The sequence below is a fragment of the Candidatus Binataceae bacterium genome (genome assembly GCA_035500095.1).
Classification (GTDB): Bacteria; Desulfobacterota; Binatia; order Binatales; family Binataceae; genus JAKAVN01.
On sequence record DATJXN010000062.1, the window covers coordinates 1 to 26,933 of the forward strand.

25 protein-coding genes are annotated in these 26,933 nt (G+C 65.9%); 14 read left to right on the forward strand and 11 right to left on the reverse strand.

What is annotated here, in order from left to right; translation table 11 throughout:
• Positions 1–199, reverse strand: a 199-nt coding sequence (locus VMI09_06795) for a hypothetical protein (GenBank protein HTQ24387.1), incomplete at its 3' end; no start/stop codon positions are given.
• A gap of 311 nt (positions 200–510) precedes the next feature.
• Here VMI09_06795 and VMI09_06800 point away from each other — a divergent pair.
• The 4 genes from VMI09_06800 (at position 511) to coaBC (ending at position 5,027) form a co-directional block, all read left to right on the forward strand.
• Positions 511–1,566 (forward strand): Mrp/NBP35 family ATP-binding protein, encoded by a 1,056-nt coding sequence (locus VMI09_06800; protein HTQ24388.1) that lies wholly within the window; start codon positions 511–513, stop codon positions 1,564–1,566.
• A 257-nt stretch (positions 1,567–1,823) separates the two neighbouring features.
• Positions 1,824–2,927, forward strand: coding sequence for an inositol-3-phosphate synthase (locus VMI09_06805; protein ID HTQ24389.1), 1,104 nt, complete (start codon positions 1,824–1,826; stop codon positions 2,925–2,927).
• Between the two features lie 59 nt (positions 2,928–2,986).
• Entirely contained in the window at positions 2,987–3,694 is a 708-nt protein-coding gene (locus VMI09_06810) for a class I SAM-dependent methyltransferase (protein HTQ24390.1), read from the forward strand.
• A 100-nt stretch (positions 3,695–3,794) separates the two neighbouring features.
• Complete coding sequence (gene coaBC, locus VMI09_06815) at positions 3,795–5,027, forward strand: bifunctional phosphopantothenoylcysteine decarboxylase/phosphopantothenate--cysteine ligase CoaBC (GenBank protein ID HTQ24391.1); 1,233 nt, start codon at positions 3,795–3,797, stop codon at positions 5,025–5,027.
• A gap of 125 nt (positions 5,028–5,152) precedes the next feature.
• Here the strand turns inward: coaBC and VMI09_06820 are convergent, their stop codons facing one another.
• From VMI09_06820 to VMI09_06830, 3 genes are all read right to left on the reverse strand, one after another.
• Positions 5,153–6,163, reverse strand: a complete 1,011-nt coding sequence (locus tag VMI09_06820) for an LLM class flavin-dependent oxidoreductase (GenBank protein ID HTQ24392.1) — start codon at positions 6,161–6,163, stop codon at positions 5,153–5,155.
• 114 nt (positions 6,164–6,277) lie between these two features.
• The gene (locus VMI09_06825; GenBank protein HTQ24393.1) at positions 6,278–7,507 is read right to left on the reverse strand and encodes a CoA transferase; all 1,230 of its coding nucleotides are present in this window, start codon (positions 7,505–7,507) and stop codon (positions 6,278–6,280) included.
• Between the two features lie 116 nt (positions 7,508–7,623).
• Positions 7,624–8,529 carry a zinc dependent phospholipase C family protein gene (locus VMI09_06830; GenBank protein HTQ24394.1) on the reverse strand — a complete coding sequence of 302 codons (906 nt, stop codon included), beginning with the start codon at positions 8,527–8,529 and terminating at the stop codon, positions 7,624–7,626.
• A gap of 40 nt (positions 8,530–8,569) precedes the next feature.
• Here VMI09_06830 and VMI09_06835 point away from each other — a divergent pair, with 40 nt between their 5' ends.
• The 4 genes from VMI09_06835 to VMI09_06850 all read left to right on the forward strand — a co-directional run bounded on the left by VMI09_06835 (position 8,570) and on the right by VMI09_06850 (position 12,327).
• Positions 8,570–9,436 carry a uracil-DNA glycosylase gene (locus VMI09_06835; protein ID HTQ24395.1) on the forward strand — a complete coding sequence of 289 codons (867 nt, stop codon included), beginning with the start codon at positions 8,570–8,572 and terminating at the stop codon, positions 9,434–9,436.
• A gap of 127 nt (positions 9,437–9,563) precedes the next feature.
• Positions 9,564–10,826 (forward strand): nodulation protein NfeD, encoded by a 1,263-nt coding sequence (locus VMI09_06840; GenBank protein ID HTQ24396.1) that lies wholly within the window; start codon positions 9,564–9,566, stop codon positions 10,824–10,826.
• A gap of 71 nt (positions 10,827–10,897) precedes the next feature.
• A complete protein-coding gene (locus tag VMI09_06845) occupies positions 10,898–11,680 on the forward strand; it encodes a slipin family protein (GenBank protein HTQ24397.1) in 783 nt (260 codons plus the stop codon).
• A 71-nt stretch (positions 11,681–11,751) separates the two neighbouring features.
• Positions 11,752–12,327 (forward strand): histidine phosphatase family protein, encoded by a 576-nt coding sequence (locus VMI09_06850; protein HTQ24398.1) that lies wholly within the window; start codon positions 11,752–11,754, stop codon positions 12,325–12,327.
• Between the two features lie 47 nt (positions 12,328–12,374).
• Here the strand turns inward: VMI09_06850 and VMI09_06855 are convergent, their stop codons facing one another.
• The 4 genes from VMI09_06855 to VMI09_06870 are packed head-to-tail and all read right to left on the reverse strand — an operon-like array spanning position 12,375 to position 15,629.
• Entirely contained in the window at positions 12,375–13,076 is a 702-nt protein-coding gene (locus VMI09_06855) for an ATP-binding cassette domain-containing protein (protein HTQ24399.1), read from the reverse strand.
• Positions 13,063–13,815 (reverse strand): ABC transporter permease subunit, encoded by a 753-nt coding sequence (locus VMI09_06860; GenBank protein HTQ24400.1) that lies wholly within the window; start codon positions 13,813–13,815, stop codon positions 13,063–13,065. The genes VMI09_06855 and VMI09_06860 overlap by 14 nt, the downstream gene beginning before the upstream one ends.
• 35 nt (positions 13,816–13,850) lie before the next feature.
• A complete protein-coding gene (locus tag VMI09_06865) occupies positions 13,851–14,798 on the reverse strand; it encodes an extracellular solute-binding protein (protein HTQ24401.1) in 948 nt (315 codons plus the stop codon).
• Between the two features lie 18 nt (positions 14,799–14,816).
• Entirely contained in the window at positions 14,817–15,629 is an 813-nt protein-coding gene (locus VMI09_06870) for a hypothetical protein (protein HTQ24402.1), read from the reverse strand.
• Between the two features lie 202 nt (positions 15,630–15,831).
• On the opposite strand from VMI09_06870, the gene VMI09_06875 reads away from it, so the two are divergent.
• The 3 genes from VMI09_06875 to msrA all read left to right on the forward strand — a co-directional run bounded on the left by VMI09_06875 (position 15,832) and on the right by msrA (position 19,177).
• A complete protein-coding gene (locus VMI09_06875) occupies positions 15,832–17,004 on the forward strand; it encodes a substrate-binding domain-containing protein (GenBank protein ID HTQ24403.1) in 1,173 nt (390 codons plus the stop codon).
• A gap of 53 nt (positions 17,005–17,057) precedes the next feature.
• Entirely contained in the window at positions 17,058–18,566 is a 1,509-nt protein-coding gene (locus tag VMI09_06880) for an aldehyde dehydrogenase family protein (protein HTQ24404.1), read from the forward strand.
• 104 nt (positions 18,567–18,670) lie between these two features.
• Positions 18,671–19,177: a peptide-methionine (S)-S-oxide reductase MsrA gene (gene msrA, locus VMI09_06885; protein HTQ24405.1), complete on the forward strand. Its 507-nt coding sequence runs from the start codon at positions 18,671–18,673 to the stop codon at positions 19,175–19,177.
• A gap of 14 nt (positions 19,178–19,191) precedes the next feature.
• Here msrA and VMI09_06890 read toward each other — a convergent pair whose 3' ends face one another.
• The 3 genes from VMI09_06890 to VMI09_06900 are packed head-to-tail and all read right to left on the reverse strand — an operon-like array spanning position 19,192 to position 22,138.
• Entirely contained in the window at positions 19,192–20,160 is a 969-nt protein-coding gene (locus VMI09_06890) for a quinone oxidoreductase (protein ID HTQ24406.1), read from the reverse strand.
• A 59-nt stretch (positions 20,161–20,219) separates the two neighbouring features.
• Positions 20,220–20,990: a DNA repair protein RecO gene (recO, locus tag VMI09_06895; GenBank protein ID HTQ24407.1), complete on the reverse strand. Its 771-nt coding sequence runs from the start codon at positions 20,988–20,990 to the stop codon at positions 20,220–20,222.
• A 26-nt stretch (positions 20,991–21,016) separates the two neighbouring features.
• Positions 21,017–22,138, reverse strand: a complete 1,122-nt coding sequence (locus tag VMI09_06900; protein HTQ24408.1) for an AAA family ATPase — start codon at positions 22,136–22,138, stop codon at positions 21,017–21,019.
• A 135-nt stretch (positions 22,139–22,273) separates the two neighbouring features.
• Here VMI09_06900 and VMI09_06905 point away from each other — a divergent pair, with 135 nt between their 5' ends.
• The 3 genes from VMI09_06905 to VMI09_06915 are packed head-to-tail and all read left to right on the forward strand — an operon-like array spanning position 22,274 to position 26,711.
• Positions 22,274–23,473 (forward strand): formyl-CoA transferase, encoded by a 1,200-nt coding sequence (locus tag VMI09_06905; GenBank protein HTQ24409.1) that lies wholly within the window; start codon positions 22,274–22,276, stop codon positions 23,471–23,473.
• 55 nt (positions 23,474–23,528) lie between these two features.
• Positions 23,529–25,154: a TldD/PmbA family protein gene (locus VMI09_06910; GenBank protein HTQ24410.1), complete on the forward strand. Its 1,626-nt coding sequence runs from the start codon at positions 23,529–23,531 to the stop codon at positions 25,152–25,154.
• 9 nt (positions 25,155–25,163) lie between these two features.
• Positions 25,164–26,711: a metallopeptidase TldD-related protein gene (locus tag VMI09_06915; GenBank protein ID HTQ24411.1), complete on the forward strand. Its 1,548-nt coding sequence runs from the start codon at positions 25,164–25,166 to the stop codon at positions 26,709–26,711.
• Positions 26,712–26,933: the final 222 nt, after the last annotated feature.

A 26,933-nucleotide genomic window follows, 5' to 3' on the forward strand; every position in this document is an offset into this window, starting at 1 on the left:
TCTTCCCCATCGGTCCCTGTCCCATTGGTCCCATCCCCATCATCGGTCCCGGCCCCATCATGCCGTGGCCGCAAGCGGGCATCATCGGCATCGCGTGCATGTCACGGCCCATCATGTTCTCACCGCCCATCATGCCGGGACCGTACATGTTCGGGCCGCCCCACATGTTATGACCTCTCCACACGGGCGCTCCGTTCATCGGTCCCCGCCCCATGCCCATGTTCCAGCCGCCGGGCTGAGCGGGCGCGGCCTGGGATGCTGGGCCCTGCTGGTTCCCGGACATGAAGGGTTGGGCTGCGGCGCCTGGGGTCCAAAAGGTCAGGCTTCCCGCGACCGCCGTCAGCACAATGGCTGTCAGCGCGACAGCTGTCAGACTTACGATTGAAAATGTGCGCTTCACTGGCATTAACCTCCAAATGTGGGCTTCGCGATATCGATCCGAGCAGGTCTCTACGTCCTACCACATCAAGTACGCTTCGCGCGCGCCGCGGCTTCTGAAATAATCGCTCTGTGGCCAGGCAGATAACCGTCGATGCAGTGCTCGAGGCGCTCGGGCGCGTGAGCTACCCCGGCTACGCCGCCGACGTCGTTTCTCTGGGAATAGTCGAAGCCGTCGAACCGCTGGAATCTCCCGGCGGCTTTGCGGTGATCCTGCGCAAGGCGACAGAGGACGATCGCCTGATGCACGATCTCGCCGGCGCGATCAGCACCAGGCTCAAGCGCGACCTGGGCGTCGCGCGGGTCGAACTCAAGCTGCGCAAGCTCGAGGCCGAGCTGGGCGAGAAGACCGGCCGCGTGCGCCTCGAGGGCACGCGCTACGTGGTCGCCGTGCTGAGCGGCAAGGGCGGGGTCGGCAAATCGACCGTCGCCGTGAACCTTGCGATGGCGCTCAAGCGGCTCGGTATGACGGTGGGGCTGATGGACGCCGACATCTATGGGCCGTCCGTCCCGATGATGTTCGGCGTGGGTGAGGAGAGGCCGCGCGCGGCCGGCGGCCAGAATTTCTATCCGGTCGAGCGCTACGGGGTGAAGCTCATCTCGATGGGCTTCTTTTTGACCGAAAAGTCGCCGGTCATCTGGCGCGGCCCGATGGTGATGGGCGCGGTGCGCCAGTTTCTCAAGGACACACTCTGGGGCACGCAGGATTTTCTGATCGTCGATCTGCCGCCGGGAACCGGCGACGCACAGCTCACCCTGGCGCAGCAGGTCGCGCTCGACGGCGCCGTCATCGTCACCACGCCGCAGGACGTCGCGCTGCTTGATGCGACGCGGGCGGTGCAGATGCTCCATCAGCTTCACTGCCCGATTATCGGCGTGGTCGAGAACATGAGCTGCTTCGTGTGCCCCGACTGTGGCGAGCGCGACGAGCTGTTCGGCGCGGGCGGCGGAGGAAAACTCGCGATGGAGGAGGGCACCCGCGTGCTGGCGCAGATCCCGATACATATCGAGGTGCGAGAGGCAGGCGACGCGGGGATGCCGATCGTGCTGAAAGACCCCGAGCATCCCGCGAGCCGCGCCTTCATGGATCTCGCGCGCGGCGTGCTCGCTGCGATGCCGAAGGACTAGCGGCAAGTATCGTTCGCCCTTTGTTCGTTGACGCGATGTTTTTTGCGCGTAAGCCCAGGACCGAACGGGCTAATTCCACCGTCCCGGACGCTGTTGGTAACTGCGGTCCGGCCAATTTACTTTGCTCGCGCGCTCCGATAAAACGACAGAGCACTATCAGTTCCGCTTATCTCTCGGGGGCGGCCGCGACGGGCGCGCCTGAGGGACATTTGTGGGGATTACCTGTGAAAACGGGGCGGTGAACTGAGAAGGGGAATATGGCGAAGATTCGATTAGCGATCGTCGGAGTGGGTAACTGCGCGTCCTCACTCCTCCAGGGCATCGAGTATTACCGCAATGCCCCGGCCAAAGCGCAGTGCAGCCCGGTCGGCCTGATGCACTACGACCTTGGCGGCTACAAGCCGGGCGATATCGAGGTCGCCTGCGCGTTCGATATCGATTCGCGCAAGGTCGGACGCCACCTGGAGGACGCCTGCTTCGCGCCGCCGAACAACACCATCACCATCTGGCGCGATCTGCCGAACTACGGCGTCACCGTCGATATGGGCGAAGTTCACGACGGCGTCGCCGACCACATGGCCCAGTACCCGCCCGAATCGAGCTTCCTGCCGTCCAAGGAAAAGCCGGTCGATATCGAACGGCGGCTGCGCGAGAGCGGCGCCGAAGTGATGCTGTGCTATCTGCCGGTAGGCAGCCAGAAGGCGGTCGAACGTTACGCGCGCGCCTGTCTGGCGACGGGCGTGAGCCTGCTCAACTGCATGCCGGTGTTTATCGTCTCGAACGAGAAATGGGCGGCCGAGTTCAGCGAGCGCAAGATTCCGGTGATCGGCGACGACGTCAAGTCGCAGCTCGGCTCGACCATACTGCATCGCACCATCATGAAGCTGTTCGCCGACCGCGGGATCAAGGTGCGCCACACCTACCAGCTCAACACCGGCGGCAACACCGACTTCCTCAACATGCTCGACCGCTCGCGTCTGGGCTCCAAGCGCAAGTCCAAGACCGAGGCGGTGCAGAGCGTGATGCCCGAGCGGATGCCCGATGGTGACGTGCATATCGGTCCCTCGGATTATGTCGCCTGGCAGCACGACAACAAGGTCTGCTTTCTGCGGATCGAGGGCGAGGGCTTCGCCGGAATTCCGATCGAGCTCGAGCTCAGGATGTCGGTGCAGGATTCGCCCAACTCGGGGGGCGTGGTGATCGACGGGATTCGATGCCTGCGGCTGGCGCGCGATCGCAAGATCGGCGGACCGCTCTACTCGATCGCGGCCTACACGATGAAGCATCCGCCGCGCCAGATCGCCGACGATATCGCCCGCGAACGGGTCGAGAAGTTCATCAGCGGCGAGATCGAGCGCTAACGCCGCGCGCGCCCGGCGCGAAGCCGGACGCCGATCACGCCGCCCCCGCATCGCAGCCGATGAGCGGTTCCAGCAACACGGTAGGCCGCCTTTTCAGCCTCGGCGCGCAGGGCTACGACGCCGTGCGGCGCAATCTGGTCCCATGCTTTGACGGCTTCTACGGAAGCGCGCTCGACACGATCACGGACTGGGCCGGCGCGCGCGCGCCGGCGGCACTCGACGTACTCGATCTCGGCGCGGGCACCGGGCTCTTTTCCGCGATGGTACTCGAGCGCCTGCCTGGAGCGAGGATTCACCTAGTCGACGTGTCCGACGCAATGCTCGCGCAGGCGCGGCAGAGGTTCGCCACCGCCGGCCGCTCAAGCGTGAGCTTCGAGGTGAGCGACTACACGCAGCAGAGCCTCGGCGGTCCGTGGGACCTGGTGGTCTCCGCGCTCTCAATCCATCACCTTGACGACGGCGCCAAGCGCTCGCTCTTCGCGCGCGTCCTCGAGGCGCTCCGGCCGGGCGGCCTGTTCGTCAATGCCGAGCAGGTGCTGGGGCCCACGCCGGCGGCCGAGGCACGCTATCGGCGGCTGTGGGACGAGCAGGTGCTGGGTTCGGGCGTTGACCGCGCCGAATACGAGCGGGCGGTCGAGCGGATGCGGCACGACCGATGCGCCACGCTCGCCGATCAGCTCGAATGGATGCGCACCGCCGGCTTTGTCGAGGTCGATTGCGCGTTCAAGCAATGGCGCTTCGCGGTCTTTTTCGGTTCGCGCCCTTAGGCGCGGGATCGGACGCCGCGTCCGCGAGGCTCTTTCTCCGACTGCCGCCGCCGCCGTAGAATTGGTTCCACCATGAGTGTGCTGCGATGAGCGTGCTGCGATGGGTGTGCTGAAGGACAAGACGATCGTGCTCGGCGTGTGCGGCGGAATCGCCGCTTACAAGGCCGCCGAGCTGGTGCGACTGCTGAGCGCCGAGCAGGCGCGGGTGCGCGTGATGATGTCGCGCAACGCCGCCGAGTTCATCACGCCGCTCACGCTCCAGGCGCTCAGCGCCAATCCGGTCGCGACCGACACCTTCAGCCTCACCCAGGAGTCCGAGATCGGCCATATCCGGCTCGCCGACACCGCCGACGCGATCGTGATTGCGCCCGCCAGTGCCGACGTAATCGGCAAGGCCGCGGCCGGGATCGCCGACGATATCCTCACCACCGTGCTGCTCGCCGCGCGATGCCCCGTCGCCTTTGCGCCGGCGATGAACGTGCACATGTACGAGCATCCGGCCGTGGTCGAGAACCTTGCCCGGCTGCGCGCGCGCGGGGTCACGGTTATCGAGCCCGCCGCGGGCGAGCTCGCGTGCGGCTACGAGGGCAAGGGGCGGCTGCCGGACCCGGCTTCGATCGTCGAGGAAATCGCGCGGATGCTGTCGCCGCACGACCTCGGCGCCGAACGCATCCTGGTCACCGCGGGGCCGACGCAGGAGATGATCGACCCGGTGCGCTTCGTCTCGAATCGATCGACGGGCAAGATGGGCTTCGCGATCGCACGCGCGGCGTGGAAGCGTGGCGCGAGCGTGAAGCTGATTGCCGGGCCGTCGCCGCTTGCCACGCCCTACGGCGCGGAGCGGATCAACACGGTAAGCGCGGCCGACATGCTGAGCGCGACCGCGCGCGACTTTCCATGGAGCACGGCCCTGGTGATGGCGGCGGCGGTGGCGGATTTTCGTCCCGCGCTCCAGGCCCCGCACAAGATCAAGAAAAACGCGCGCGGGATGACGCTTGAACTCGAGGGCATCGCCGACGAAATGCCGCGGCTCAGCGCGCGCAAAGGCTCGCGCATCGTGATCGGCTTCGCCGCCGAGACCCAGGGGCTCGAGGAAAACGCCGCCGACAAGCTGCGGCGCAAGCGCCTCGACTTCATCGTCGCCAACGATGTGTCGCGCAGCGACGCTGGCTTTGCCGTCGATACCAACGTGGTGACGATCATCGGCGACGACGGCCGCGCCGTCGAGCATCCCAAGCTCACCAAGGACGAGGTCGCCGACGTGATCCTCGATCGGCTGCTCGCCGTGCGCGCGGCCCGATCCGGCCGCCGCACGCTGCGCGCCGTCCGCTGATCGCGCAAGCTCCGCCGCTGGTCGGGCAATTCCCGCCGTAGCTCCGCATCGTGGTGAAAAAAATGCGGGCCGCGGCGATCGCGCCGCGGCCGCAGCCCGCACGGGAACCGATTCGATTCAGCGAATCAGAGCTTCGGGCCGATCTCCTTGCCGAACACCCGGATCGCTTCCTTGGTGCGCTCGTGCGAAGGGCCGCCCGGATGGCGCATGCGCAGGACGAGGTAGTCCGGCTGCACCTCGCGCTGCCACATCTGCAGCTGCTCGAGGCAATCCTTAGGCGAGCCGACGATCAGGCGGTTGGGCGAGGCGACGTCGAACGTCCAGTCGTTTTCCGATTTGACCTTGTCGATCACTTCGTCCGGCGCGTAGCCGTTGTTGCGGTAGTAGAACTTGTGCGTGTACATCAGCGGGCCGCTCTCGCGCCGCGCCGAATCCATCGAGTCCGACACCCACATGTCGCGCATCAGCACCAGGTACGGCTTCTTGCCGTGCTTCTTGCACTCGGCACGATAGAGGTCGGCGAAGCGCTTGATCACTTTGACGTGCTCGAGCGGCGAGGTTATCCATGCGTCAGAGATGCGCGCGACGCGCTTGATCCCGACGTCGCTCCACGCCGCCATCCAGATCGGCGGGCGCGGCTTCTGCAGCGGCTTGGGCGTGATCATCACGTTGTCGAGGTTGTAGAACTTGCCGTGATAGCTGAAGCGCTCCTGCTCCCAGCATTTCTTGAGCACTTCGACGCCTTCCTCGCTGCGCCCGGCGCGCTCCTTGATCGAAAGACCGAAGGCCTCGAAGTCGCGGTCCTGGTAGCCCACGCCGACGCTCAGGATCATGCGGCCGCCGGTTATCTGATCGACGATCGCGGCGTCTTCGGCGGCGTGCACCGGATGCCACAGCGGAATCAGCGTGACGCAGGTGCCGACCTTGATCTTCTTGGTGCACACCCCGACCATCCCGGCCATCAGGATGACGTTGGGGATGTAACAGTCTTCCTGCTGATGGTGTTCGCTGAACAGGCAGCTGTCGAATCCGCTCTCTTCCGCAACCTGCGCCTCGACGATCGCTTCGCGGAGCACGCCGCCGATATTGGCGCCGTTGGGCGGATCCTGGGTGCAGGGAAAATAACCGACTTGCATATGATTTCTCCTCCCGGATGTTAAGTTACGGAAATAAACTGCGATTGCTTAACTTCGCCAGTCCGCGAAAAATGTCAACGCGCGCACCGTTGCGCACGGCGCGCGCGTCCCGGCCTACTTGTTCTCCGAGTGAAGCACGCCGGCGCTCTGCAATTGTGCGATCTCGGCGTCGCCCATTCCGAGTTGCCCGCGTAAAATCGCTGGCCCGTGCTCGCCCAGCAGAGGCGCCCTGATCTCCAGCGGCTCGGGGAAGGCCGAGAACTTCAGCGGGAAGCCGGGAATCATCACTTCGCCCAGGATCGGATCGGGGACCGTGCGAATCATGTTGCGCGCCTTGTAGTGCGGATGGCTCACCGTCTCGACCACGGTCATCACCGGCGCCGCGGCGACGCGATGCTCTTCGAGAATTTTGAGCACCGCTTCGTTGGAGGGCTGCGCCTGCATCCACTGCTCGACGATCGCGGCGAGCTCGAAGCGATTCTTCGCCCGGTCGCGCATCGTGGCGAAACGCGGATCCTGGGTGAGCTCGGGTCGGCCCATCGCGCGCGCCATCGAGGGCCATTGCCGGTCGAGCACCAGGACCACGATGTAGCCCTCGGGCCCCTTGAACGAGCCGCACGGGCTCACCAGTTCATGCTGCGAGCCCATCCGCTTGGGCACGTACTCGCCATTGGTGGTCGCCCATACCTGAATGTTCGCTTCGTGCATGTGGTAGAGCGTATCAACCATCGCGATGTCGATGTACTGGCCGATCCCGGTGCGCTCGCGATAGAATAGCGCGTAGCCGATCGCCGAGAACGCGTGCACGCCGCTCGTCTGATCGCCGATGCCCAGCCCGACGAACATCGGCGGTCCGTTGGGGTCGCCCGTCATGTGCATCAGTCCCGAGAAGGCCTGGGCGATGAAGTCGTAACCGACCTTGTGCGAGAGCGGCCCTTTGCGCCCGAAGGCCGAAATCGACGCCATGATGATCCGCGGGTTGAGCTTGCTTAGCGAGGCGTAATCGAGGCCGCGCTTTTCCATCACGCCGGGCCCGTAGTTTTCCACCACCACGTCGGCCTTTTTCGCGAGCTCGCGCAAAAGCTGGATCGATTCAGGCTTGGCGAAGTCAAGGCAAAGGCTCTGCTTGCCGCGGTTCTGCTGGACGAAGTAGGCGCTCCGGCCGTCGCGTATGGCGGGCAAGAGCCGCGCCGGGTCGCCCATCGGCGCCTGCTCGACCTTGACGATGTCGGCGCCCATCTCGGCCATGAATCGCGTTACCGTCGGGCCTGCGAGATATTGCGTGAAGTCCAGCACGCGCACGCCGGACAACATGTTGGGGTTTTGCTTGCCGCCGTTTTCCATATGGGCTTCCTCGCCGGAATGATGCCGGCGTCGCCGTGATAACACCGATAGCGCGCGTATCACAAGCCCGCGGCCTGCCCTCTTTTTGGCCGAGCAATTGGGAAGGATTCGCGCGCTCAGGACGGCTTCGACGGACCTCCGAAGGGCACCTGGCTCAGATGCGAGCGCAGTTCCGCGACCGTCGAGTTGGCCAGCTGGCGCGCGGCGCGCCTGGTTTCCGGCCCCATCCGTGCCAGGCGTTGCAGCGTGCGGCGGGCGCGCTGGGCGTTGCGCAGCGCTCGCTGGCCCATCGGATCGAACCGGCAGGCGGGCGCCTCGTCGCCGTCACGCATCACGCCGTCGATCGCCGAGCAGGAAGCCGAGCAGAAGACTTCGGCATCCGCGCGGTCATGGGCTCTGAGCCGGCCTATCGCCAGGATGACGCGATTCCATTGGCGAATCCTGCGCAGCCCGCCCTCGAAGATGCGCTTTTGCGCGCGGAAGGGGAGCAGCGGGGAATCGATCTGGCGGCTGAGCGTCTTGTCGAGGGCGCGAAAGTCGATCGCCATCAACCGCACAAGGGTTTCGCGATGCGCCGCATCCTGCATCGAGTCGAAACGCGCTTCGCTCAGGATATGGCTCGCGACCGTGGTGTTGAAGCGGCCGATCCAGCGCGTCGGCAGATAGAAATTATGCGCGAGCACGTCGGCCGCGAGATGGGCGAGGTAGCCGAGCGCAAAGGCCTGCTCCTCGCTCCCGCGCGCGGCGCTCAGCAGCCCGAAACCGGTCGCCCAGTTGTGCGAATGGCGCCGCAGCCGGCTCTGCAGACGGCGCCCCTGCACGATATCGGGCGCGAGCGAGCCATACAGGAAAGCGTCGGGCATTGAGAGTAGGATGGCTTGTAGGGGCTCCTCCAGGGTGCTAACGCTCGCAAGCACTTGCACCCCCAGGGCAATATGAGTGACCGGCCCCCAGGCAAAGGCCGGCGGAGCGCTGAGCGCGATGAACCCGACGACGAGGGCGATTACGGTGGCGATAATCATATCCGGGGCCCGGACCGCGGCCGGACGCTGACCTGATGTTATGAGCCGCGACCTGAGCGCGCCAGAGCATCGCCGCCTGCTCCTGGATTCCGTCCGCGATTACCTTTCGCAACTCGCCGAGGAGGGACTCGAGGGGTTGCCCGCTACGGCGGCACGCGCTGCCACTGCCGCCGCCGACAAACCCGCATCCGTATCCAAACCGCCGGCCCCTGCCGCCGCAGCCGTCTCGTCCGCCGGCGACTCGGCTCGCGCCGCCGCCGCTTCATCGCGGCCCGCGCCGCTGCCGGCGCCCGGGGAATTGCTCTCGCGCTATCCGGGCCTCGAAAAAACCACGTCACTCGAGGAGTTGAGCGCCTTCATCGGCGATTGCAAGCGCTGCAAGCTCGCGCCATTGCGGACGCATCTGGTCTTCGGCGTCGGCAATCCCGGGGCTGACCTGATGTTCGTTGGCGAGGCTCCCGGCGCCGACGAGGACGCGCGCGGCGAGCCGTTCGTCGGCCGCGCCGGGCAACTGCTGACCGACATCATCGAGCGCGGGATGGGCCTCAAGCGGTCCGACGTCTATATCTGCAACGTGATCAAGTGCCGCCCGCCCGACAATCGCAATCCCGAGTCCGACGAAGTCGCCGCGTGCGAGCCGTTCCTGATGCGCCAGATCGATCTCGTGCGTCCGCGTGCGATCGTCGCGCTCGGCACCTTCGCGGTGCAGGCGCTGCTGAAGGTCAAGACGCCGATCAGCCGGCTGCGCGGCAACTGGCATGAAGTGCGCGGCGTCAAACTGATGCCGACATTCCATCCGGCCTACCTGTTGCGCAGTCCGGGCGAGAAGCGGGTGGTATGGCAGGATATACAGGAAGTGATGAAGCTGCTCGGGCTCGAGGTACCGGCGCGCGGGGGCGCGCGATGAGTCGGCGGCCGTGATAGCGAGGGGGGGAATTGGGGCATCCGCGCCGCGGGTGTGCGCTGCGCTATGCGCGCTCGTGCTCGGCGGGATCGGCCTCGCCGCCGCCGAACACGACCACCGCGCAGCGAGCTTGGCCACGCCCTCCGCGGGGGCTGCGGCTATCGAGGCGCCGCCGTGGGTTTGCCTGATCAAGGTTGACGGCTCAATCAACCCGGCGGTAGCCGCGTATATCGAGGACGGAATTGCGTACGCCGGTGCGCGTAACGCCGGCGCGCTGGTGATCGAGCTCGACACCCCCGGCGGATTGCTCGGCTCGGCGCAGCGCATCGTCAAGGACCTGCTCAACGCGCCACTTCCCACGATCGTTTACGTGGCGCCGTCGGGCGCGAGCGCGGCCTCGGCCGGGACCTTCATCACCGAGGCGGCGGCAGTCGCCGCGATGGCGCCCGGGACCACGATCGGCGCGGCGCATCCGGTGGGCGAGGGCGGCAGCGAGATCAAAGGCGTGGTAGGCAAGAAGATCGAGAACTTCACCGCTTCGTTTGCGGGCAGTATCGCGCGCTCGCGCGGCCGCAACGAAGAATGGATCGAGCAGGCGGTGCGCGAGAGCGCGGCGATCAGCGAAGCCGAGGCGCTCAAGCGCCACGTGATCGACATCGTCGCGCCCGACCTGCGGAGCCTGCTGGTGCAGGCATCGGGCCGCGAGGTCAAGGTCGGCGGCGGTGCGGTGGTGAAGCTCAAGCTCGCCGACGCCGCGATTCGCCGCCTGCGGATGACGCTGGGGCAGGCGCTGCTCAACGTGCTCGCCGACCCCAACATCGTGTACCTGCTGATGCTGGCCGGAATCGTGGGGATCTATTTCGAGTTCGCCCATCCGGGCTTCTACCTCCCGGGCGTGGTCGGCGCGATCTGTCTTCTGCTCGCGCTCGGCTCATTCGAGATCCTGCCCATCAACCTGACCGGGCTGCTGCTGTTAATGCTGGGAATCGGGATGCTCGTCTCCGAAGCCTTTCTCCGCAGTTACGGCGTGCTCGGCATCGGCGGGGTGATCGCGTTCGTGATCGGCTCGCTGTTTCTGATCGACAGCTCGCAGACCGACCTCGAGGTGAACCGCGGGATTATCGCCGGCGCGGCGGCCGCGATGAGCGCGTTCATCCTGGGCCTTGGCTGGATCGTCCTGCGCGAGCGGCATCGGCGTCCCACGACCGGGCGCGAAGGGATGGTCGGCGAAATTGGCGAAGTGCGCGAAGCGATCGCACCGGGCGCGCCGGGACGGGTTTTCGTGCACGGCGAGCACTGGCGCGCGGCAAGCAGCGAAGCGCTCGGCGTCGGCGCCCGGGCGCGCGTGATTGCAGTGCACGGACTGGAGATCGAGGTGCGCGGCGAATCGTAGAGCGGCATTTTCCTCAAACTGTACGAAGCTGCGGGCGCCGGCGCCCGCGAGATGAAGGCGGGGAGAGATTTATGGGACCGGCACTGGGAATCATCATCGTGATTGGCGTCGCGATCCTGCTAAGCGGGCTCAGGGTGCTCAACGAATACGAACGGGCGGTGGTTTTCCGGCTGGGCCGGCTCACCCCGTTTCGCGGTCCGGGCGTGATTTTCATCATTCCGGTTCTCGAGCGATCGGTGCGCGTCGATCTGCGCACGGTCACTCTGGACATCGCGCCCCAGGACGTGATCACCCGCGACAACGTCACGATCAAGGTGAGCGCGGTGCTCTATTTCCGCGTGCTCGACCCCTCGCGCGCCGTGACCGAGGTCGCGAATTACCTTTTTGCGACCACGCAGCTGGCGCAGACCACGCTCCGTTCCGTCGGCGGCCAGACCGAACTTGACGAATTACTGGCCCAGCGCGACAAGCTCAACGCGCGCATCCAGGAGATCGTCGATGCGCAGACCGAACCGTGGGGCGTCAAGGTCACCCTGGTCGAGCTCAAGAACATCGATCTGCCGCAGGACATGCAGCGCGCGATCGCCGCGCAGGCCGAAGCGGAGCGCGAGCGGCGCGCCAAGGTGATCGCGGCTGAAGGCGAGTTCCAGGCCGCGCAGCGGCTGGCCGAGGCGGCCGAGATCATGAACAAGAGTCCGGTAACGCTTCAGCTCCGTTACCTGCAGACGCTCAAGGAGATCGCGGCCGAGAACAATTCGACCACCGTCTTTCCGATTCCGCTCGATCTGTTCGAGCCGTTTCTGAACCTGCGCCGCGCGTTCAACAACCCCGAGGGCGGCGGCACGAAAACCTGACCCGCAAACCGCGGGGAAAGCGGAGCCGTACGTTTGCGATGGACGATTCGATAGTTGGGCAACTCCGATAGATGGGTAAGCTGATAATGGTCCGTCACGGCGAGAGCGAGGGTAATCGCGAGCGCCGCTTCACCACCACTCCCGACGCGCCGCTCACCGACCTGGGGCGCGAGCAGGCCGCGCAGGCGGCACGCCGCATCGCGCGGATTTTCAATCCGCGCCTCGTCATCACCAGCCCCTACGCGCGGGCGCGCGAGACCGGCGAGATTATCGCCGCCGCGCTGCGCTTGCCGGTCGAGGTCGAGCCCGGCCTCTACGAGCGTCACTTCGGCTACTTGCGCGGACAGCCTTACGACGCGGTGCGCGACGATCCGACGTTCGAAACCGAGAAGATGTGGCTGTGGCGTCCGGAGGGCGGCGAGAGCTACGAAGACGTACGCGTGCGCGTGGCGCCAATCCTCGAGCGGCTGGCGGTGCTCGCCGGCGGCGGCGAACTGGCGGTGGTCAGCCACGGCGGCGTGATGCTGACGTGCTGGGCGCACCTCGTCGGACATTGGGACAACGCGCACGTTCCGCCCAACTGCGGAATCGTGCTGGTGGAATACGAAAACGGCCGTTTCAAGCCCCCGCTGATCGTCGAGGATTGAGCGGCGCGCGCGCCGCGGCGCGCCGGAGGCGGCCAAGCCGCCCTGGGTCAGATCCCGAGCAGGCGCGCCAGCATCGGCGTCGCCGGCGCCGATGTAAGCTCGTCCCACGAACCTTCCTGGACGACGCGCCCGTCTTCGATCGCCGCGGCGCGCGTGCACAGCCGCTCCAGGATGTCCGCGCGATGGTCCACAGCGATGAGCGTGAAGCCGAGTTCGCGATGCCATTGCAGGATCGCTTCTACGAGATCCGCAACCGTGGGACCGTCGAGCGCCGTGAACGGTTCGTCGAGCAGAAGGAGTGGCGGGCGCCGAGCGAGCATCCGCGCAAGCGCGACGCGGCGCGCCTGGCCGCCGGAAATCCGCTGCGCCGATTCGTTCCATAGCGGCCCGAGCGCGAGGCGCTGCTTGAGTTCCTCGACCCATCCGCGCGCGCCGTTGTCCTCGTGTCCGCGCAGTCCGAAACAGACGTTGTCCGCCACGCTTAGATGGGGAAAAAGCGAGTCGCTTTGCGTGAGATAGGCGAGCGGCCGTTGATAGAGCGGCAGATGCGGCGGAAACAGCAGCGTGTCGCCAAGCTGAATCCGGCCGGCGTCGGGCGCTTCGATTCCTGCAAGACACGAGAGCACGGTGCTCTTGCCCGCTCCCGAAGCGCCGAAGAGCCCAAGCCGCTCTCCCTGCTCCAGGCGCAAGCGCACGTCCACGGTAAGCGCGCGCCGGCGCTTTACGATACGCGCATCAAGCGTTGGCATCGGCGTAGCGCCTTTGCGCGAGCAGATGAATCGCCCATGGGAGCGGCAGCGCGGTGAGAAGGAATACCACCAGCAGCGGCATAACCGCCGGCATCCCGGCGTCCTGCAGGTTGATCCATATCTGCACCGGCATCCCGCTCGGATAATAGGCGGTTACGACCACCGCGCCGAATTCGCCGAGCGCGCGCACCCATGCGAGGCTCACCGCGGCGGCGAAGCCTAGCCGCGCGAGCGGAAAAGTCACGCGGCGAAACACCTCGTATGGGCGCAATCCGAGCAGCGCTGCTGTCCGCTCGAGATCGACGGGCACTGCCGCGAGCGCGGCGCGCGCGGCCACGATATAGTAGCCGACGCTCACGTAGAACTGGGTCGCGATGAAGGCGAGCGGACTGTTGGCCGTCGGCAAGCCCATCCTGAGCAGCCACGCGCCCGGCTTCATCGTGGGACCGAAGGCGAGCGAGAGCAGGATACCCAGCGCAAGCGGCGGCATCAGCACCGAGACCAGGACCGCCGCCTCCCACGCGATCTTGTCGCGGCCGGTCGCACGCGCGAGATACCAGGCAACCGGCGTGCCGACGATCACGTCGAGCAGCAGGGCGACTCCCGTGAGCGTCAGCGATACGCTGACCGCGGAGGCCGTCGAGCCGGGGATGCTGCCGTCCCATTGCCATCGGCCGACCGGAGCGCAAAGCCCGAGCAACGGGTACAGCAGCGCGAGCGTGAACGCGAGCATGCCCATCCGGGCCCACCAGGAAGATCGCACGACACTCTATACTACGGCACCAGCGGCTTGGCGTCACCGGGATCATCGTAGCGGTAGCGCGAGAGAATCTGGCGCGCTTCGGGACCTTGAAGCCAGGCAACAAAGCGCTCCGCCAGCTTTGGCTGCGGCGCATCCTTGAGCGTTGCGGCGTAGAAGACGAGCGGGGAAGGCCGATGCACCTTGCCGTTCAGGGTGACGCTCACCTTCGCGTACTCCTGCTCCATCGACGACGAGCCGAGATTGATTTCAGGCGGCAACGCAAGGAACGGCAGACCAAGTGCGCCGGGCTGCGTCTTGTAGGCCGAACTGGCGTCGAGTTGTCCCGCCTGCAGCCGCGCCATCACCTGCGGTTCCTGAAAAATCTGTTGCGGATTGATCTGCGGTGCGAGAATTTTCTCTCCGAGGCCGGGCTGATGGTAAAAGTCCGCCGCAAGCTGCATCACGAAGATGATGTTCAACCCCTGCGGGTCGGTATTTGGATCGGTGCGGCCGAAGCGAAACCCCGGGGTTTGCAGGATTTGCCACCAGGGCGTCGCGCCTGCATCGCCGGCCTTGGCCAGCGCCGCCGCGTACCGGCTCTTTGGACTGTACGCGATAACCATCTCAGTTCGCGCGATCGGGATCGCGCTTGTGGCCTTGCCCGCCTTCAGCACGGCGCGCATCGGTCCCGGCGTTACCGAGATAAACACGTCCGGCCGGATGCTGCTCGCGATGATCAGATTGGCAAGTCCGGTCGAGCCGGAAGCGCGTCCCTGCAGCTCGGCTCCCATAGCCTTCGCGATCGCCGGGCGCACCCCGCCGTCCATCATCGAGCCCATCGACCCGGCGTACGCGACCTGGAGCGGCATCAGCGCCTCGGCATCGCCGCGTCCTGCGACGAACATCGCCACCGCGCAGGCTGCGACGGCGACGGCGACGAGAACGGCGAGTCTTATCCTGCTACGTCCGAGTCTGTCCATCGGTGCTCCATCCCCCTCCTAGAAAGGGATACGTCCGGTCGCGATAACGGCATGGTTGTATGCGGGATGATGAGTAACGGCGACCTGGTATCCGGCGCCGAAGGTCATCCCGACGCGGTCATGGATCGGAATGCGCCCGATAATCAGTCCAGGGGTGATGAACAGCTGGTTCTTGCCGGTGTTCTCGCCGAGCGTGTACCAGGTGTAGTTGAATTCCAGTTCCGGCCAGAAATACCTCATGACGCGATACTGGAAGGCGGTGTTCCAGTTAAGCGGCATCGAGAGCCGATCGACGCCGCCGTTGGGAATCGCGACGCCGACGGTGCTCTGAAAGGCAAAGTCGCCGAAGCCTTTGCCGAAGGCGACGGTTGGCGTGTAAATCGTGTGGCCGGCGCTGTTGCCGTCGTCGCCAGTCGGCACCTGGAAACCCATGAACGCGGTAAGGATGTAGTCGCCGTTTTCCTCGTTGCCGGAGAGGATGCGGTACTTGATGAGGAACGTTTCATCCGCCCAGCCGTCGCTCGCGGGCTTGGGGGGCGGCTTTTTGCCCTTTTTCGGCTTCGGCGGCAGCGCGCCGTTGTGCGCGATCCATCCCGGAACCCCGAGAATGATCTCGGTGTTCTGGAACGGAATCAGCTCGAGCCCTTTGTTGGCGCCGAAGTTGTCGAGCGCCTTGCCATGCGGCTGCGCCTGCCAGAGCTGATCGTAGCGGTACTCCTCTTCCAGGCGCGGCGTTACCGTCACCAGCGGCGTGACCCAGTGCGGCTGCTCGCTCTGGATGCGCGTCACGCGCGGAAACCAGTCGACGAAATACTGCACCACGGGCGACATCAGGGACGGCTCTGAAACGGGCGGCGGGTTCGCAATCGTCATCGCGGTCGATGAGGGTGCTGGACCCTGTGCGCGAGCTTGCACCGAGTGCATGATTGAGAAAGCGAGAACGGCTGTAAGGATGGCCGTGCGGAACAGAACGGAATCGAATGTTTTCATCACGGGGTGTTTATGCCATTATACAGGCGACCTGACAAGTATCATGGCTAAGCCGCGAGAAATCGAAGACGAGCGGGCTCAGCAGAGCGGAGCGATACTGCGCCGCGCGCGTGTCGCGCGCGGACTTAGCCAGGACGAACTCGCCCGGCGCGCCGGACTCTCGCGCCAGGCCCTGGGCGCGATCGAGTCCGGCCTCTATCAGCCGGGTGTCGGCGCGGCGCTCGCGCTTGCGCGCGAGCTGGGCCATAGCGTCGAGGCGCTCTTCGGCAGCGCAGGGGCGCCGGCGCTGCTCGAGGCCGACTGGGCCGAGGCCCGCGGCGGCGCGCGGCAAGGCGCGCCGGCGCTGCCGGCGCGTCCGGCGATCGCGCTGGGGCGCGTCGGCGGACGACTGGTCGCGCTCGCCCAGCCGGCGCCAGCGATGCGCCTGGTGCCGGCCGCGGGCGTGCTTGAGCACGCCCGCGGCCGGCACGCGCAGGTGGCCGCGTTTCGCACGCGCGAGCAGATCGACGCGACACTGCTGGTTGCGGGATGCGATCCGGCGGTGACGATTCTTGCGGACTGGATGGCGCGCCATCGGCCGGCCACCACGCTTACGCCGATCGGACGGAGCAGCCGCGCGGCCCTCGCCGCGCTGCTCGCGGGGCGAGTGCATGCCGCCGGAGTACATCTCGGCGACCGCGAGGGCGGCGACTACAACCTGGCGGCGGTGCGCGAGGCGCTCAAGCGGCGGCAGGCGATTATGGTGAACTTTGCGCGCTGGGAGCTCGGGCTGGGCGTCCGGCGGGGCAATCCGCTCGGCGTACGTGGTATCGCCGACCTTGCAATGCCCGGCCTCCGGATCGTCAACCGCGAGGCGGGTTCCGGTGCACGGCTCGTGCTCGACCAGGCGCTGGCCGAGTTGAAGATCGTGCCGCGGCGGATCGCAGGCTACGCGCGCGAGCTAAGCGGCCATCTCGAGGTCGCCGCCGCCATCGCGGCGGGCGAGGCTGACGCCGGACTGACGCTGCGAGTGGGGGCGGAGGCCTTCAGTTTGGATTTTGTCACAGTACGCGAAGAGCGCTATGATGTGGTCATCCTGCAACGCGAGATGGACTCGCCTCCGGTGCGTGCGATGCTCGACGCGCTGAACTCAAGCGCCTTCGCCAACGAGGTCAGGCAGCTTTGCGCATACGACACGGCGCAAATGGGACAGGTGATCGCACGCCTTAATTCCTAGGCAGCGGCGAATTCAACGATGGCGCGCGCGCCATCGAACATAAGGAGCAAATTATGGGAGCAACCACACCATCGGCAGAACGGGCGGCCGGCAGCGCGCGCTCCAGCGCGGCGCTGAATTTCCTCAAAGCTTCACCCAAGAAATTGCTTATCGGCGGAAAATGGGTGCCGGCGAAGTCGGGCAAGACCTTCGAGACCCTCAATCCGGCGACCGAAGAGGTTCTTGCGCTGATTGCCGAAGGCGACAAGGCCGACGTCGATGACGCGGTCAAGGCGGCGCGCAAGGCGTTCGAGGACGGCAAATGGTCGAAGATCGGACCGCATCAACGGGCCCGGTACCTGTTGAAGATCGCCGACCTGATCGAGCAGCACGCCGACGAATTGGCCGAGCTCGAGACGCTCGACAACGGCAAGGCGAAGACCCAGGCACGCGCGATCGACATCGCGGGCGCGGCCGAGACCTTCCGCTACTACGCCGGATGGTGCAGCAAGATCTACGGCGACACCAATCCGTCCGACCCTTCGATGTTCAACTACACGCTGCGCGAGCCGGTCGGCGTATGCGGACAGATTATTCCGTGGAACTTTCCGCTGCTGATGGCGTCGTGGAAGCTCGGTCCGGCCCTGGCCTGCGGCAATACCGTGATTCTCAAGCCGGCCGAACAGACCCCGGTCACGGCGCTTCGCCTCGGCGAATTGATCCTGGAAGCGGGATTGCCCGAAGGCGTCGTCAACATAATCACCGGCTTCGGCCCCGGCGCGGGCAGCTCGATCTCCGAGCATCCGGATATCGACAAGGTCGCCTTCACCGGCTCGGCCGAGGTCGGCAAGATCATCCTCAAGGCGTCGGCGGGCAACTTAAAGCGGGTGTCGCTGGAACTCGGCGGGAAATCCCCGAACATCATCTTTCCCGACGCCGATATGGAGCAGGCGGTCCCGAACTCGATGATGGGCGTGTTCTTCAACTCCGGCCAGGTATGTTGCGCCGGCACGCGGATTTTCGTACAGAAGGACGTCTACGACAAGTTCAACGATTCGCTCGCCAAGTTCAGCGCCGGCATGACCGTGGGCGACGGCCTCGAGCCCAGCACCATGATGGGTCCGCTGGTCTCCAAGGAACAGTTCGACAAGGTCAAGGGCTACCTTGAACTGGGCAAGCAGGAAGGCGCCCGCGTGACCGTCGGCGGCGAAGCGATGGGTGGCAAGGGCTATTTCGTGAAGCCGACCGTCTTCGCCGACGTGAACAACAAGATGCGGATCGCGCGCGAGGAAATCTTTGGTCCCGTCGCCGCGACCATTCCGTTCAAGGACGAAAACGACGCGGTGCTCCAGGGCAACGACACCGACTACGGCCTCGGGGCGGCGGTTTGGACCAGCGACGTTGGCCGCGCGCACAAGGTCGCGCGCGCGCTCAAGGCCGGCACCGTTTGGGTCAATTGCTACGGAATGATCGATCCGATCTCGCCCTTTGGCGGTTACAAACAATCGGGCTTCGGACGCGAGCTGGGCAAGTACGCAATTGAGCTTTACACGCAGATCAAGAGCGTCTATGTAAAGCTGTAGAGGGCAACCGGGTATTACGATTCGGAAGGGCGCCCTCACCGGGGCGCCCTTTCTGTTTTGCGCCCGAAAAGGGGAATTTCATCAAGCAGGATGTTTTCCGCAAGATGGCGCGAAGACGAATAGCCACTTTCGGCGGCGGATGTTTCTGGGGCGTTGAGTCCGCCTTTCGCGAACTCGACGGGGTTATCGCCGCGACCTCGGGTTACATGGGCGGCTGGCTCAAACATCCGACCTACCAGCAGGTATGTACTGACAAGACCGGGCACGCCGAAGTCGTGCAGGTCGAATACGACCCGGCGATGGTTTCGTACGAGCGGCTGCTGGATCTTTTCTGGGATATTCACGATCCGACCACGCTGAACCGTCAGGGCCCCGATATCGGCACGCAATACCGCTCGGTGATTTTCTACCACGACGTTGCGCAGAAGGCGGCGGCCGAAACCTCGCTCAAGCGTCTCGATGAAGCGGGAGAGCTCGGCGCGCCTATTGTGACCCAGATTGCTCCGGCGGCGCTATTCTATCGCGCCGAGGAATACCATCAGCGCTACTACGAGCGGATGGGTATTGCGCCGCACTGTGGTGTCCGGCGCCCGCGTATGGGCGCCGACTGAGAACCGCGCGGTCTTCAGGGAATCAGCAACAGTTTCCCCACCGACCGGCGCGATTGCAGGTAGCGCAACGCCTCGCCCGCGTCCGCCAGCGCGAGTTTCCTGCCGATCGGCACGGTCAGCTTGCCTTCGCGCGCGAGCCGGTAAACGTCTTCCAGCCCCCGCCGATGAATCTCGTGCATCGCGTACACCATCGGCACTGCGAAGCCGCTTATCTTCAACGCCTTGCTAAACAGCGTCATCGGATTGACCGGATCGGGGATGCCGCCCGCGCGGCCGTAAGTGATCAGGTGACCGAACGGCGCGAGGCATCTGAGCCCTTTCACGAGAGTGGGTTTGCCTACCGCGTCGAGGATGAGATCGACGCCGCGTCCGCCGGTCAGGCGCATCGCCTCTTCCGCGAAATCGCGCGCCGCGTAATTGATCGCCTCGTCGGCGCCGAACTTCCGCACCAGCGCGATCTTGTCGTCGCTCGAGACGGTGCCGAACACACGCGCTCCCGCGGCTTTCGCGATCTGGACTGCCGCGATGCCGACTCCACCGGCCGCCGAATGAACGATCACTGTCTGTCCCGGCGTGGTCCGGTGACAGCTATGGAGCAGGTGCCAGGCGGTGAGCACGGCGATGGGGAACGCGGCGCCCTGTTCGAAGTCCATGAAGTCGGGGAGCGGAATCGCGCGCGAGCGGCGAATTCGCGTGTACTCTGCATAAGCGCCCATTCCGATATAGGCAATGCGCGCGCCGGGCGCGATGTCCTTGACGTCGGGTGCGACAGAATCGACCACGCCGGCAGCTTCCATCCCGGGCGTATCCGGGAACACGGGTTTGACCAGGTACTCGCCGCGCAGAAACAGGATGTCGCCGAAATTGATCGCGATAACTTGATTCTTGACTATGATTGTTCCCGGCTTGGGCTCAGGCTTCGGCACTTCGCGCAGTTCCATCACTTCCGCGCCGCCCAGCCGATCGAATCGGATCGCTTTCATCTATCGCTCCTCGTCGTCTGTCTTCGAAAGAAGTGGATGCTTCTCGCGCGGAGCCGAGGTTACGCGCGCGTCGCGGGTGCGATCACCGAGTCCAGGAACTCAACCGACCTGAGCTTGCGATCGACCACCGACGCGATGGAGCGCGCGATCGCGAGCGCGCCGTCGGCGCCTGCCGCCGGCGCCGAAGTGGCCGCGGCCAGCGGCATCCGCTGCAAATCGGCGAGCGCCGCCGCACTGGCCGCGCTCAGCCGGATGCCGCCCTCGGGTGCGTTGTCGCGGCATCGCGCGCAAACGATTCCGCCTCGCCCGATGATGAAGTATACGGCCGGCGCGCCGGCCTGGCTCTCGCCGCAGACGCGGCAGCGGTCGAACTCGATTCCGAACCCGGCCCATCGGAACATCTGGAGCTCGTAGGCCTGACGCAGCGCGGCGCCGGCTTCGCCCGCGCCGAGCGCAGAGAGCGCTTCGGCCAGCAACCGATAAGCGCCCGACGCTTCCGCATCCTCGGAGGTCAACGCGTCGGCCAGATCGAGCATGTAGGCGCCGAGCGCGAGGCGGCCGAGGTCATCCTCGAGACGAAAAGGCTCGAGGCCGGCCGCTTCGGCGCGCGTGATGAAGACCAACTGGCCATGCGGGCGGCGACGAAAATACAACATCACGTGCGAGAACGGCTCGAGCCGATGCTCGAAGCGCCGGCGCGACGCCTTGGCGCCCTTGGCAATGCCGCCGAGCTTGCCCGCCTGCTCCGTGAGCAGGGTGACGATGCGATCGGACTCCATGTAGTCGCGCGCGCGGAGCACGATTGCGGGGGTCGATTCCTCGGCTGGCATCGGCGAGCGCTCTCTTCGGCTGCGGCCTAGATCCGGCGCAGCATCGACTGCTGAATTTCCTTGACCTGCGAGCGCATCGCTTCCAGCCCCTGCATCGTGCGTCCGCTCTCGGCCGCTTCGCGCACCAGGTGATCGAAGCGCACCAGGATGTTGGCGATCTTGGTGTGGGCTTCGACCAGCGCGCGGCTGCGGAGTTCGTCGCTCTCCCACGCCCGCTCGGCGTAGTCGCGCAATTCCTGACTCTGGATCAGGAGCTCGCGCGCCTGCTCCTCGTAGCCCTTGACCAGGCGATAGAGCGCGTCGCGGACTTTCGGATGCTCCTCAGGGTCCTTCCAAAGCACGTGCTCGAGAAAGCCGAGGTCGTCCTCGGTGACGGCCGCGCGGCCGGAGAGCAAGGCATGCGCGCGCAGCACGTCGAGCGAATTGCGCCAGCGCCGGTCGGAGACCACGATTTGCTGGCGGCCGAGCTCGCGGCGGAGCTCGCCGATGGCAGTGAGCACGCCGCCCGGGATCGCGACCGCGCGGGTCTGCGCGCGCATCTCGTCGAGCTCGGCAAAGCTCAGCGTGGTGCGCGCGGCGGGACGCGTCCCTTCGAGCATCTTGAGGAAGCGGAACTCCTCGGTGATGTAATCGACGGTGAAGCGCAGCATGAAACGATCGTAGAGCGCGGTCAGCTCTTCCTCGTCGGGCAGCTCGTTGGAGGCCCCGAACAGCGTGATGAGCGGCACGCGCACGCGCTCGCGTCCGTTGTGGAACAGGCGCTCATTGATGATCGTCAAGAGCGCGTTGAGAATCGAGGAGTTGGACTTGAAAATCTCGTCGAGGAAGGCGATGTGCGCCTCGGGCAGCTTGTGCGCGGTGACGCGCCGGTAGTCGTCATGCTCGAGGCCGCTTAGGCTGACCGCGCCGAAAATCTCCTCGGGCGTGCTGAACTTGGTGAGCAGCCACTGGAAATAGTTTGCGCCCTCGATGCGCCGGCAGAGCTCGTCCGACAGCATCGACTTGGCCGTGCCCGGCGGCCCGATGATCAGCACGTGGCTGCCCGAGAGCAGCGCGCAGAGCGCGCCGTCGATAAGATCGGCGCGTTCCTGGAAACTGTGGTTGAGTTCCTCGCGGATGCGCGCGAGGCTGGCCGCCGCGTTTGACATCGCTACCAGACAATTCTTAGCAGACCGCGCCCGCGCGCGCACGACAGGCGCCGACATCCTGCACTTGCCGGGGATGACCGCAGGGGCTAGAAGGGATCAAACACTGCGCGGCGCAGGTTCGGCAGGAGGACGGCAATGGAAAAGGCGTTGGCAGGCGTAAAGGTCCTCGATCTGACGCAGTTCGAGGCCGGTCCTTCATGCACCGAGATGCTGGCGTGGTTGGGCGCCGACGTCATCAAGCTCGAGGCGCCGGGCAAGGGCGAGCAGGGGCGGTGGCAGCTGAGCGAGAAGCAGGGCCTCGACTCGCACTACTTCATGCTGCTCAACGCCAACAAGCGCTCGATCACGCTCAATCTCAAAGACGATCGCGGCAAGAAGATTTTCGTCGAGCTGCTGAAAAGCGTCGACGTGCTGTCGGAGAATTTCTCGCTCGGCACGCTCGAGAGCTGGGGCTTTGGATGGGAGCGGCTGCGCGAAATCAATCCGCGCCTCATCTATCTGACCATCAAGGGCTTCGGCACGTACGGCCCGTACAGCAAATACAAGAGCTTCGACATGATCGCCCAGGCCTCGGGCGGCGCGATGGCGCTGACCGGCACGCCGGAGACCCCGCCGCTCAAGCCCGGGCCGACTATCGGCGACACCGGCACCGGGATGCACGCGGCGATCGGCGTGCTGGCCGCGTATATCCAGCGCGAGCACACCGGCAAGGGGCAGAAAGTCGAGCTCTCGATGCAGGATGCGATTCTCAATTTCTGCCGCGTGCCGATGATGGGAACGTACATCACGCACAAGCCAGTACCCCGGATGGGTAATCGCATCACCGCCGGCGCGCCCGCCGACACTTATCCATGCGCTCCGGGCGGCCCCAACGACTACGTCTATATCCTGTGCACGACGCCGGAGATGTGGACGGGTCTGTGCAACGTGATCGGACGCCCGGAAATGGCCGTCGATGAGCGTTTCAAGGATCGGCGCTCGCGCCTGCAGCATATCGAAGACCTGACTGCGGCGATCAGCGCCTGGACCGGCCAACACACCAAGCATGACGTGATGAGAATCCTAGGCGAAGCGGGCGTTCCCTGCGGCAAAGTGCTCGACAGCGTCGAGCTGCTCAACGACCCGCATCTGCGCGAACGCGGCATGGTCGTCACCGTGCCGCATCCCACGCGCGGCGAGTTCACGATGCCGGGATGCCCGGTGAAGCTCGAGGACTCTCCGGTCGAGGTCAAGCGGGCGCCGCTGCTGGGCGAGCACAATAATCAGGTCTTTTCCGAATACCTGGGCTTCGACGCCGCCGAGGTCGAGCGGCTCAAACAGGAAGGCGTGATCTAGGGGCGCATGCGGCGGCGCGCTCCGCGTTCCTCCTGTTGTTGAGTGCATCCTAACCTTGGCGCCGGCGGTTACATCGACGGATCTTTTCGACGCGGCCGATTTCCTCAAACGAGAAGGACCCGGCCTGCTGCGTGCCTTCATCCGCAGCCATCGCGGCGCGGTCTCTGCCGACTTACGCTTCGAGGCGATGTTTTCCCGGACGGCTTCGGCGACCGACGGCGAGGCGCGTTCGGCCCAGGAAGGAGAGAGCGCAGGTTTCAGCGTCAGCGTGCGGGTGGACGAGCGCTCGGGCGCGCCGGGGATGACGAGCGCTTCCGGTACAAGTCAGACCGGAGTCGAAGTCGGCCGCCTGGCGCTACGCCCGGGGCGGCTTGTGGCGGCAATCCGTGCCGCGCTTGGCGAGGCTTACGAGCGCGCGCGCCTGGACGCGCGCGAAAAGGCCGCGCTCATCCGCGCGCTGAGCGGGAATCCGGCAAATTCGGCGCGTGTGCGAAGCCTGCTTGGCGCGCCGCTTGCGCCGCGTGCCGCCGTGCATGATCAGATCGCGGCGGTCTACCGGCGCGACCCGCGCACGCTCGATCCGGGCGAGATCGGCCATCTGTGCCGCGAGGCCTCGGCGCGGGTCGCCGCTCTGGGTAGCGAGATCGCCTTCAACGCGGTCGCGGCGCTCAGCGAATTGCGCGAGGAAATATTCGCCGGCAGCGACGGCACGCTGATCAGCCAGGGCTTCGCGTTTTCGCAGGGCGATTGCTACATCGTCGCGCAAAACGGCGACGGCCATCAGGAGATCTACGACACGATCGGCCAGCAGCGCGGGCTCGAGTGTCTCTCCGACGGATGGCGCGGCGAGCTGATGCCCAATCCCGACCTTGGGACGTTCGCGCTCGAGCTCGCGGGCGAAGCGCGCGAATTGGCCGCGGCGCCGGTGCTGAAGCCTCCCGAGGCCGAAGTGACCGTGGTCACCGATCCGCATTTCAACGCGCTGGTCTCTCACGAGATCATCGGCCATCCGAGCGAAGCGGACCGCGCGCTCAAGATGGAAGCGGCGTACGCGGGACGCAGCTGGTTTCTGCGCTCGCTCGACAATAGCGAGGTCGGCCGCGAGGTCGGTTCGCCGCTGATGAGCGCGTGCTCCGATCCCGGCCTCGACGGCTACGGCCAATATCGCTACGACCATGAGGGAACGCGCGCGCGGCGAGTGATGCACGTGGAAAAAGGCGTGTTCCGCGGCTTTCTCAACTCACGCGAGACGGCTGCGGTGCTCGGCGTCGAGCCCAACGGCTCGGCGCGCGCGAGCGAAGTTTTTTACGTGCCGCTTATACGCATGTCGAACACCTTCCTGATGCCCGGCGAAAGCGATCCGCAGCGGATCATCGCCGACGTCGAGCACGGCTACTACGTTTGCGGCAGCGCGGTCCCGTCGATAGCTGAATCGCGCGAGAACTTCCGTATCTCGGCGCGCCGGGTTTACGAAATCGACCACGGGCGACTCGGCCGGCTTTACCGCGCCGGCAGCGTTATCGCCGACTCAAAGGATTTCTTCATGAACGTGGACGCCGTGGGCAACGATCTGCGGTTGATCGCGATTCCCAACTGCGGCAAGGGGCAGCCGATGCAGGTCAAGCGGATGTCCAACGGCGGGCCGACGATGCGCTCGCGCGCGCGTCTGGGCGGGGGCTAACGGCCGGCGATGCGCGAGGCGGCGGAGCTCAAAAAGTTCGTGCGCGAAGCGCGTGCGATGCTCACGCGCGAGAGCGACGTCGCGGAGTTCGAGATTTACTGCGTTTCGGCCGAGCATCGCGTGGCGCGGATCGCCTACACCTCTGACATCCCCTCGCGCGGTGTGGAGGAGCTCAAGTCGCATGTGGCCGACGGCTTCACGCTGCGGATCGTGATGCGCCGCGACGGGCGCGAGATCGGTACCGCGAGCGAGGCGGGGGATCTGACGACCGAAGCGCTCCGCATGGCGCTTGAGCGCGCACGCCGCGCTGCGCTGGTCGACCCGCATTTCCCGGGATTGCCCCGCGCGCCGCGCAAGCTTGCGCCCGGCGGTGCCGCCGGCGCGGCGGCGGGCGGCCTGATGCGCGCCGGCGACGGAGCGCTGGTCGAATCGGCATGGCAAATCGTAAGTGGCGCGCTCGAGGCTTTCGCCAGCGCTCCGGCGGTCGCGAGCCGTTCTGGTCCCGGCCTGGTGCTGGGCGGCGACGTCTCGATTATGCGCGACCGGATGGCGCTTGCGAGCTCGAACTTTGACGACGTGCGCTCGGAGGCCGGCGCGCACTTCACCTGCATGGTGACGGCGCTGGTCGAGTCGCTCGGTGCCAAGGGCTCCGCATCGGCGCTCGGCACGACGCCGGGCGGGATGCGTGCGGCGGCGGCGCGAGCCGGGCGCGACGCGGTCGCGCGCGCGCTCGCGCTCGGCGGCGGCGAACGGCCGCCGGGCGGAATATACCGCGTGGTGTTCGGCCCGCAGCCGGTGGCGGAGATACTCAACTACATGGTGATTCCCTCGCTTTCGACCGGCGCGTTTCACGCCGCGAGTACAGCATACCACGGGCGTTTCGGCGCGGAGGTGATGGATCGGCGACTGACCCTGATCGACGATCCCGCGGCTGCGCGCGGAGCGATTCGCCGCCGCCTCACCTGCGAGGGACTGCCGGCGCGCCGCACGGTGATGGTCCGAGACGGACGGCTGGTCGGTCTGCTATCGAATTTCTACGACAGCCATCGCCTTGCTACCGACGAGCATCGCGCTGAGAAGCTGGGCCCGCTCGGCGCTGCGCAGACGAGCTTTCCGCCGCACAGCGGATATCGCCTTGGCGAGAGCGCAGTCCGGCGTTTCGACGCCAACACCGGATCGGGCGCGACCAACGTGATCCTGCGCGCGCATGCAGGAACGAGCGAGCGCGAACTGATCCGCGCGGTTGGCGACGGCCTGTACGTCGGCCGCGTCTGGTACACCTATCCGATCAACGGCCAGCGTGCGGGCGACTTTACCTGCACGGTGAGCGGCGACTCCTACCTGATTCGCAATGGCGTGCTGGCGGCGCCGCTTGCGCCCAACGCGCTCAGGATCAACGCCAACATCGAGCAGGTTTTTGCGCATCCGATCGGCGTCGGCAAGCGCGCCGAACCGGCGCTCGTGTGGGGCGCGCCCGAGGCGTATTACACAAGCGCGATCGCGGCCGACCAGATCCCGTTCGCCGCGATCGAGGCGTCGCAGTCCGCGATGGAATAGAGAATCGGCCCAAACCGCATAACCGGGGTCCTGCGCAGCGAATCGGCGCGCGAAGTTAGGGGAAGCTCTGTTAGTGCGCCCCGAAAGGCGCTGGTGTCCAGCGGATGAAAGTTCCGCTGGAGAAGTTGTCGGTTCAACTCCATAGCTACCGAGCGTCGCAGCGGAGTAATCCGCTGCGGGGAAGCCTCGGAAAAGAAGGGAGCGAAGGGCTCTGGAGCGAAT

Bases quoted from the DNA above. Each gene is read 5' to 3' on its own strand.
- VMI09_06860 (HTQ24400.1), bottom strand. From the start codon at position 13,815: ATGGGCATGCTCGCGTTCACGCTCGCGCTGCTGTACCCGTTGCTCGGG.
- VMI09_06875 (HTQ24403.1), top strand. From the start codon at position 15,832: ATGGCTAAGCCGCGAGAAATCGAAGACGAGCGGGCTCAGCAGAGCGGA.
- VMI09_06870 (HTQ24402.1), bottom strand. From the start codon at position 15,629: ATGTCGCCCGTGGTGCAGTATTTCGTCGACTGGTTTCCGCGCGTGACG.
- VMI09_06915 (HTQ24411.1), top strand. From the start codon at position 25,164: ATGCGCGAGGCGGCGGAGCTCAAAAAGTTCGTGCGCGAAGCGCGTGCG.
- VMI09_06805 (HTQ24389.1), top strand. From the start codon at position 1,824: ATGGCGAAGATTCGATTAGCGATCGTCGGAGTGGGTAACTGCGCGTCC.
- VMI09_06845 (HTQ24397.1), top strand. From the start codon at position 10,898: ATGGGACCGGCACTGGGAATCATCATCGTGATTGGCGTCGCGATCCTG.
- VMI09_06835 (HTQ24395.1), top strand. From the start codon at position 8,570: ATGAGCCGCGACCTGAGCGCGCCAGAGCATCGCCGCCTGCTCCTGGAT.
- VMI09_06825 (HTQ24393.1), bottom strand. From the start codon at position 7,507: ATGGAAAACGGCGGCAAGCAAAACCCCAACATGTTGTCCGGCGTGCGC.
- VMI09_06890 (HTQ24406.1), bottom strand. From the start codon at position 20,160: ATGAAAGCGATCCGATTCGATCGGCTGGGCGGCGCGGAAGTGATGGAA.
- VMI09_06905 (HTQ24409.1), top strand. From the start codon at position 22,274: ATGGAAAAGGCGTTGGCAGGCGTAAAGGTCCTCGATCTGACGCAGTTC.
- VMI09_06850 (HTQ24398.1), top strand. From the start codon at position 11,752: ATGGGTAAGCTGATAATGGTCCGTCACGGCGAGAGCGAGGGTAATCGC.
- msrA (HTQ24405.1), top strand. From the start codon at position 18,671: ATGGCGCGAAGACGAATAGCCACTTTCGGCGGCGGATGTTTCTGGGGC.
- VMI09_06830 (HTQ24394.1), bottom strand. From the start codon at position 8,529: ATGATTATCGCCACCGTAATCGCCCTCGTCGTCGGGTTCATCGCGCTC.
- VMI09_06880 (HTQ24404.1), top strand. From the start codon at position 17,058: ATGGGAGCAACCACACCATCGGCAGAACGGGCGGCCGGCAGCGCGCGC.
- recO (HTQ24407.1), bottom strand. From the start codon at position 20,990: ATGCCAGCCGAGGAATCGACCCCCGCAATCGTGCTCCGCGCGCGCGAC.
- VMI09_06820 (HTQ24392.1), bottom strand. From the start codon at position 6,163: ATGCAAGTCGGTTATTTTCCCTGCACCCAGGATCCGCCCAACGGCGCC.
- VMI09_06900 (HTQ24408.1), bottom strand. From the start codon at position 22,138: ATGTCAAACGCGGCGGCCAGCCTCGCGCGCATCCGCGAGGAACTCAAC.
- VMI09_06865 (HTQ24401.1), bottom strand. From the start codon at position 14,798: ATGGACAGACTCGGACGTAGCAGGATAAGACTCGCCGTTCTCGTCGCC.
- VMI09_06855 (HTQ24399.1), bottom strand. From the start codon at position 13,076: ATGCCAACGCTTGATGCGCGTATCGTAAAGCGCCGGCGCGCGCTTACC.
- coaBC (HTQ24391.1), top strand. From the start codon at position 3,795: ATGGGTGTGCTGAAGGACAAGACGATCGTGCTCGGCGTGTGCGGCGGA.
- VMI09_06810 (HTQ24390.1), top strand. From the start codon at position 2,987: ATGAGCGGTTCCAGCAACACGGTAGGCCGCCTTTTCAGCCTCGGCGCG.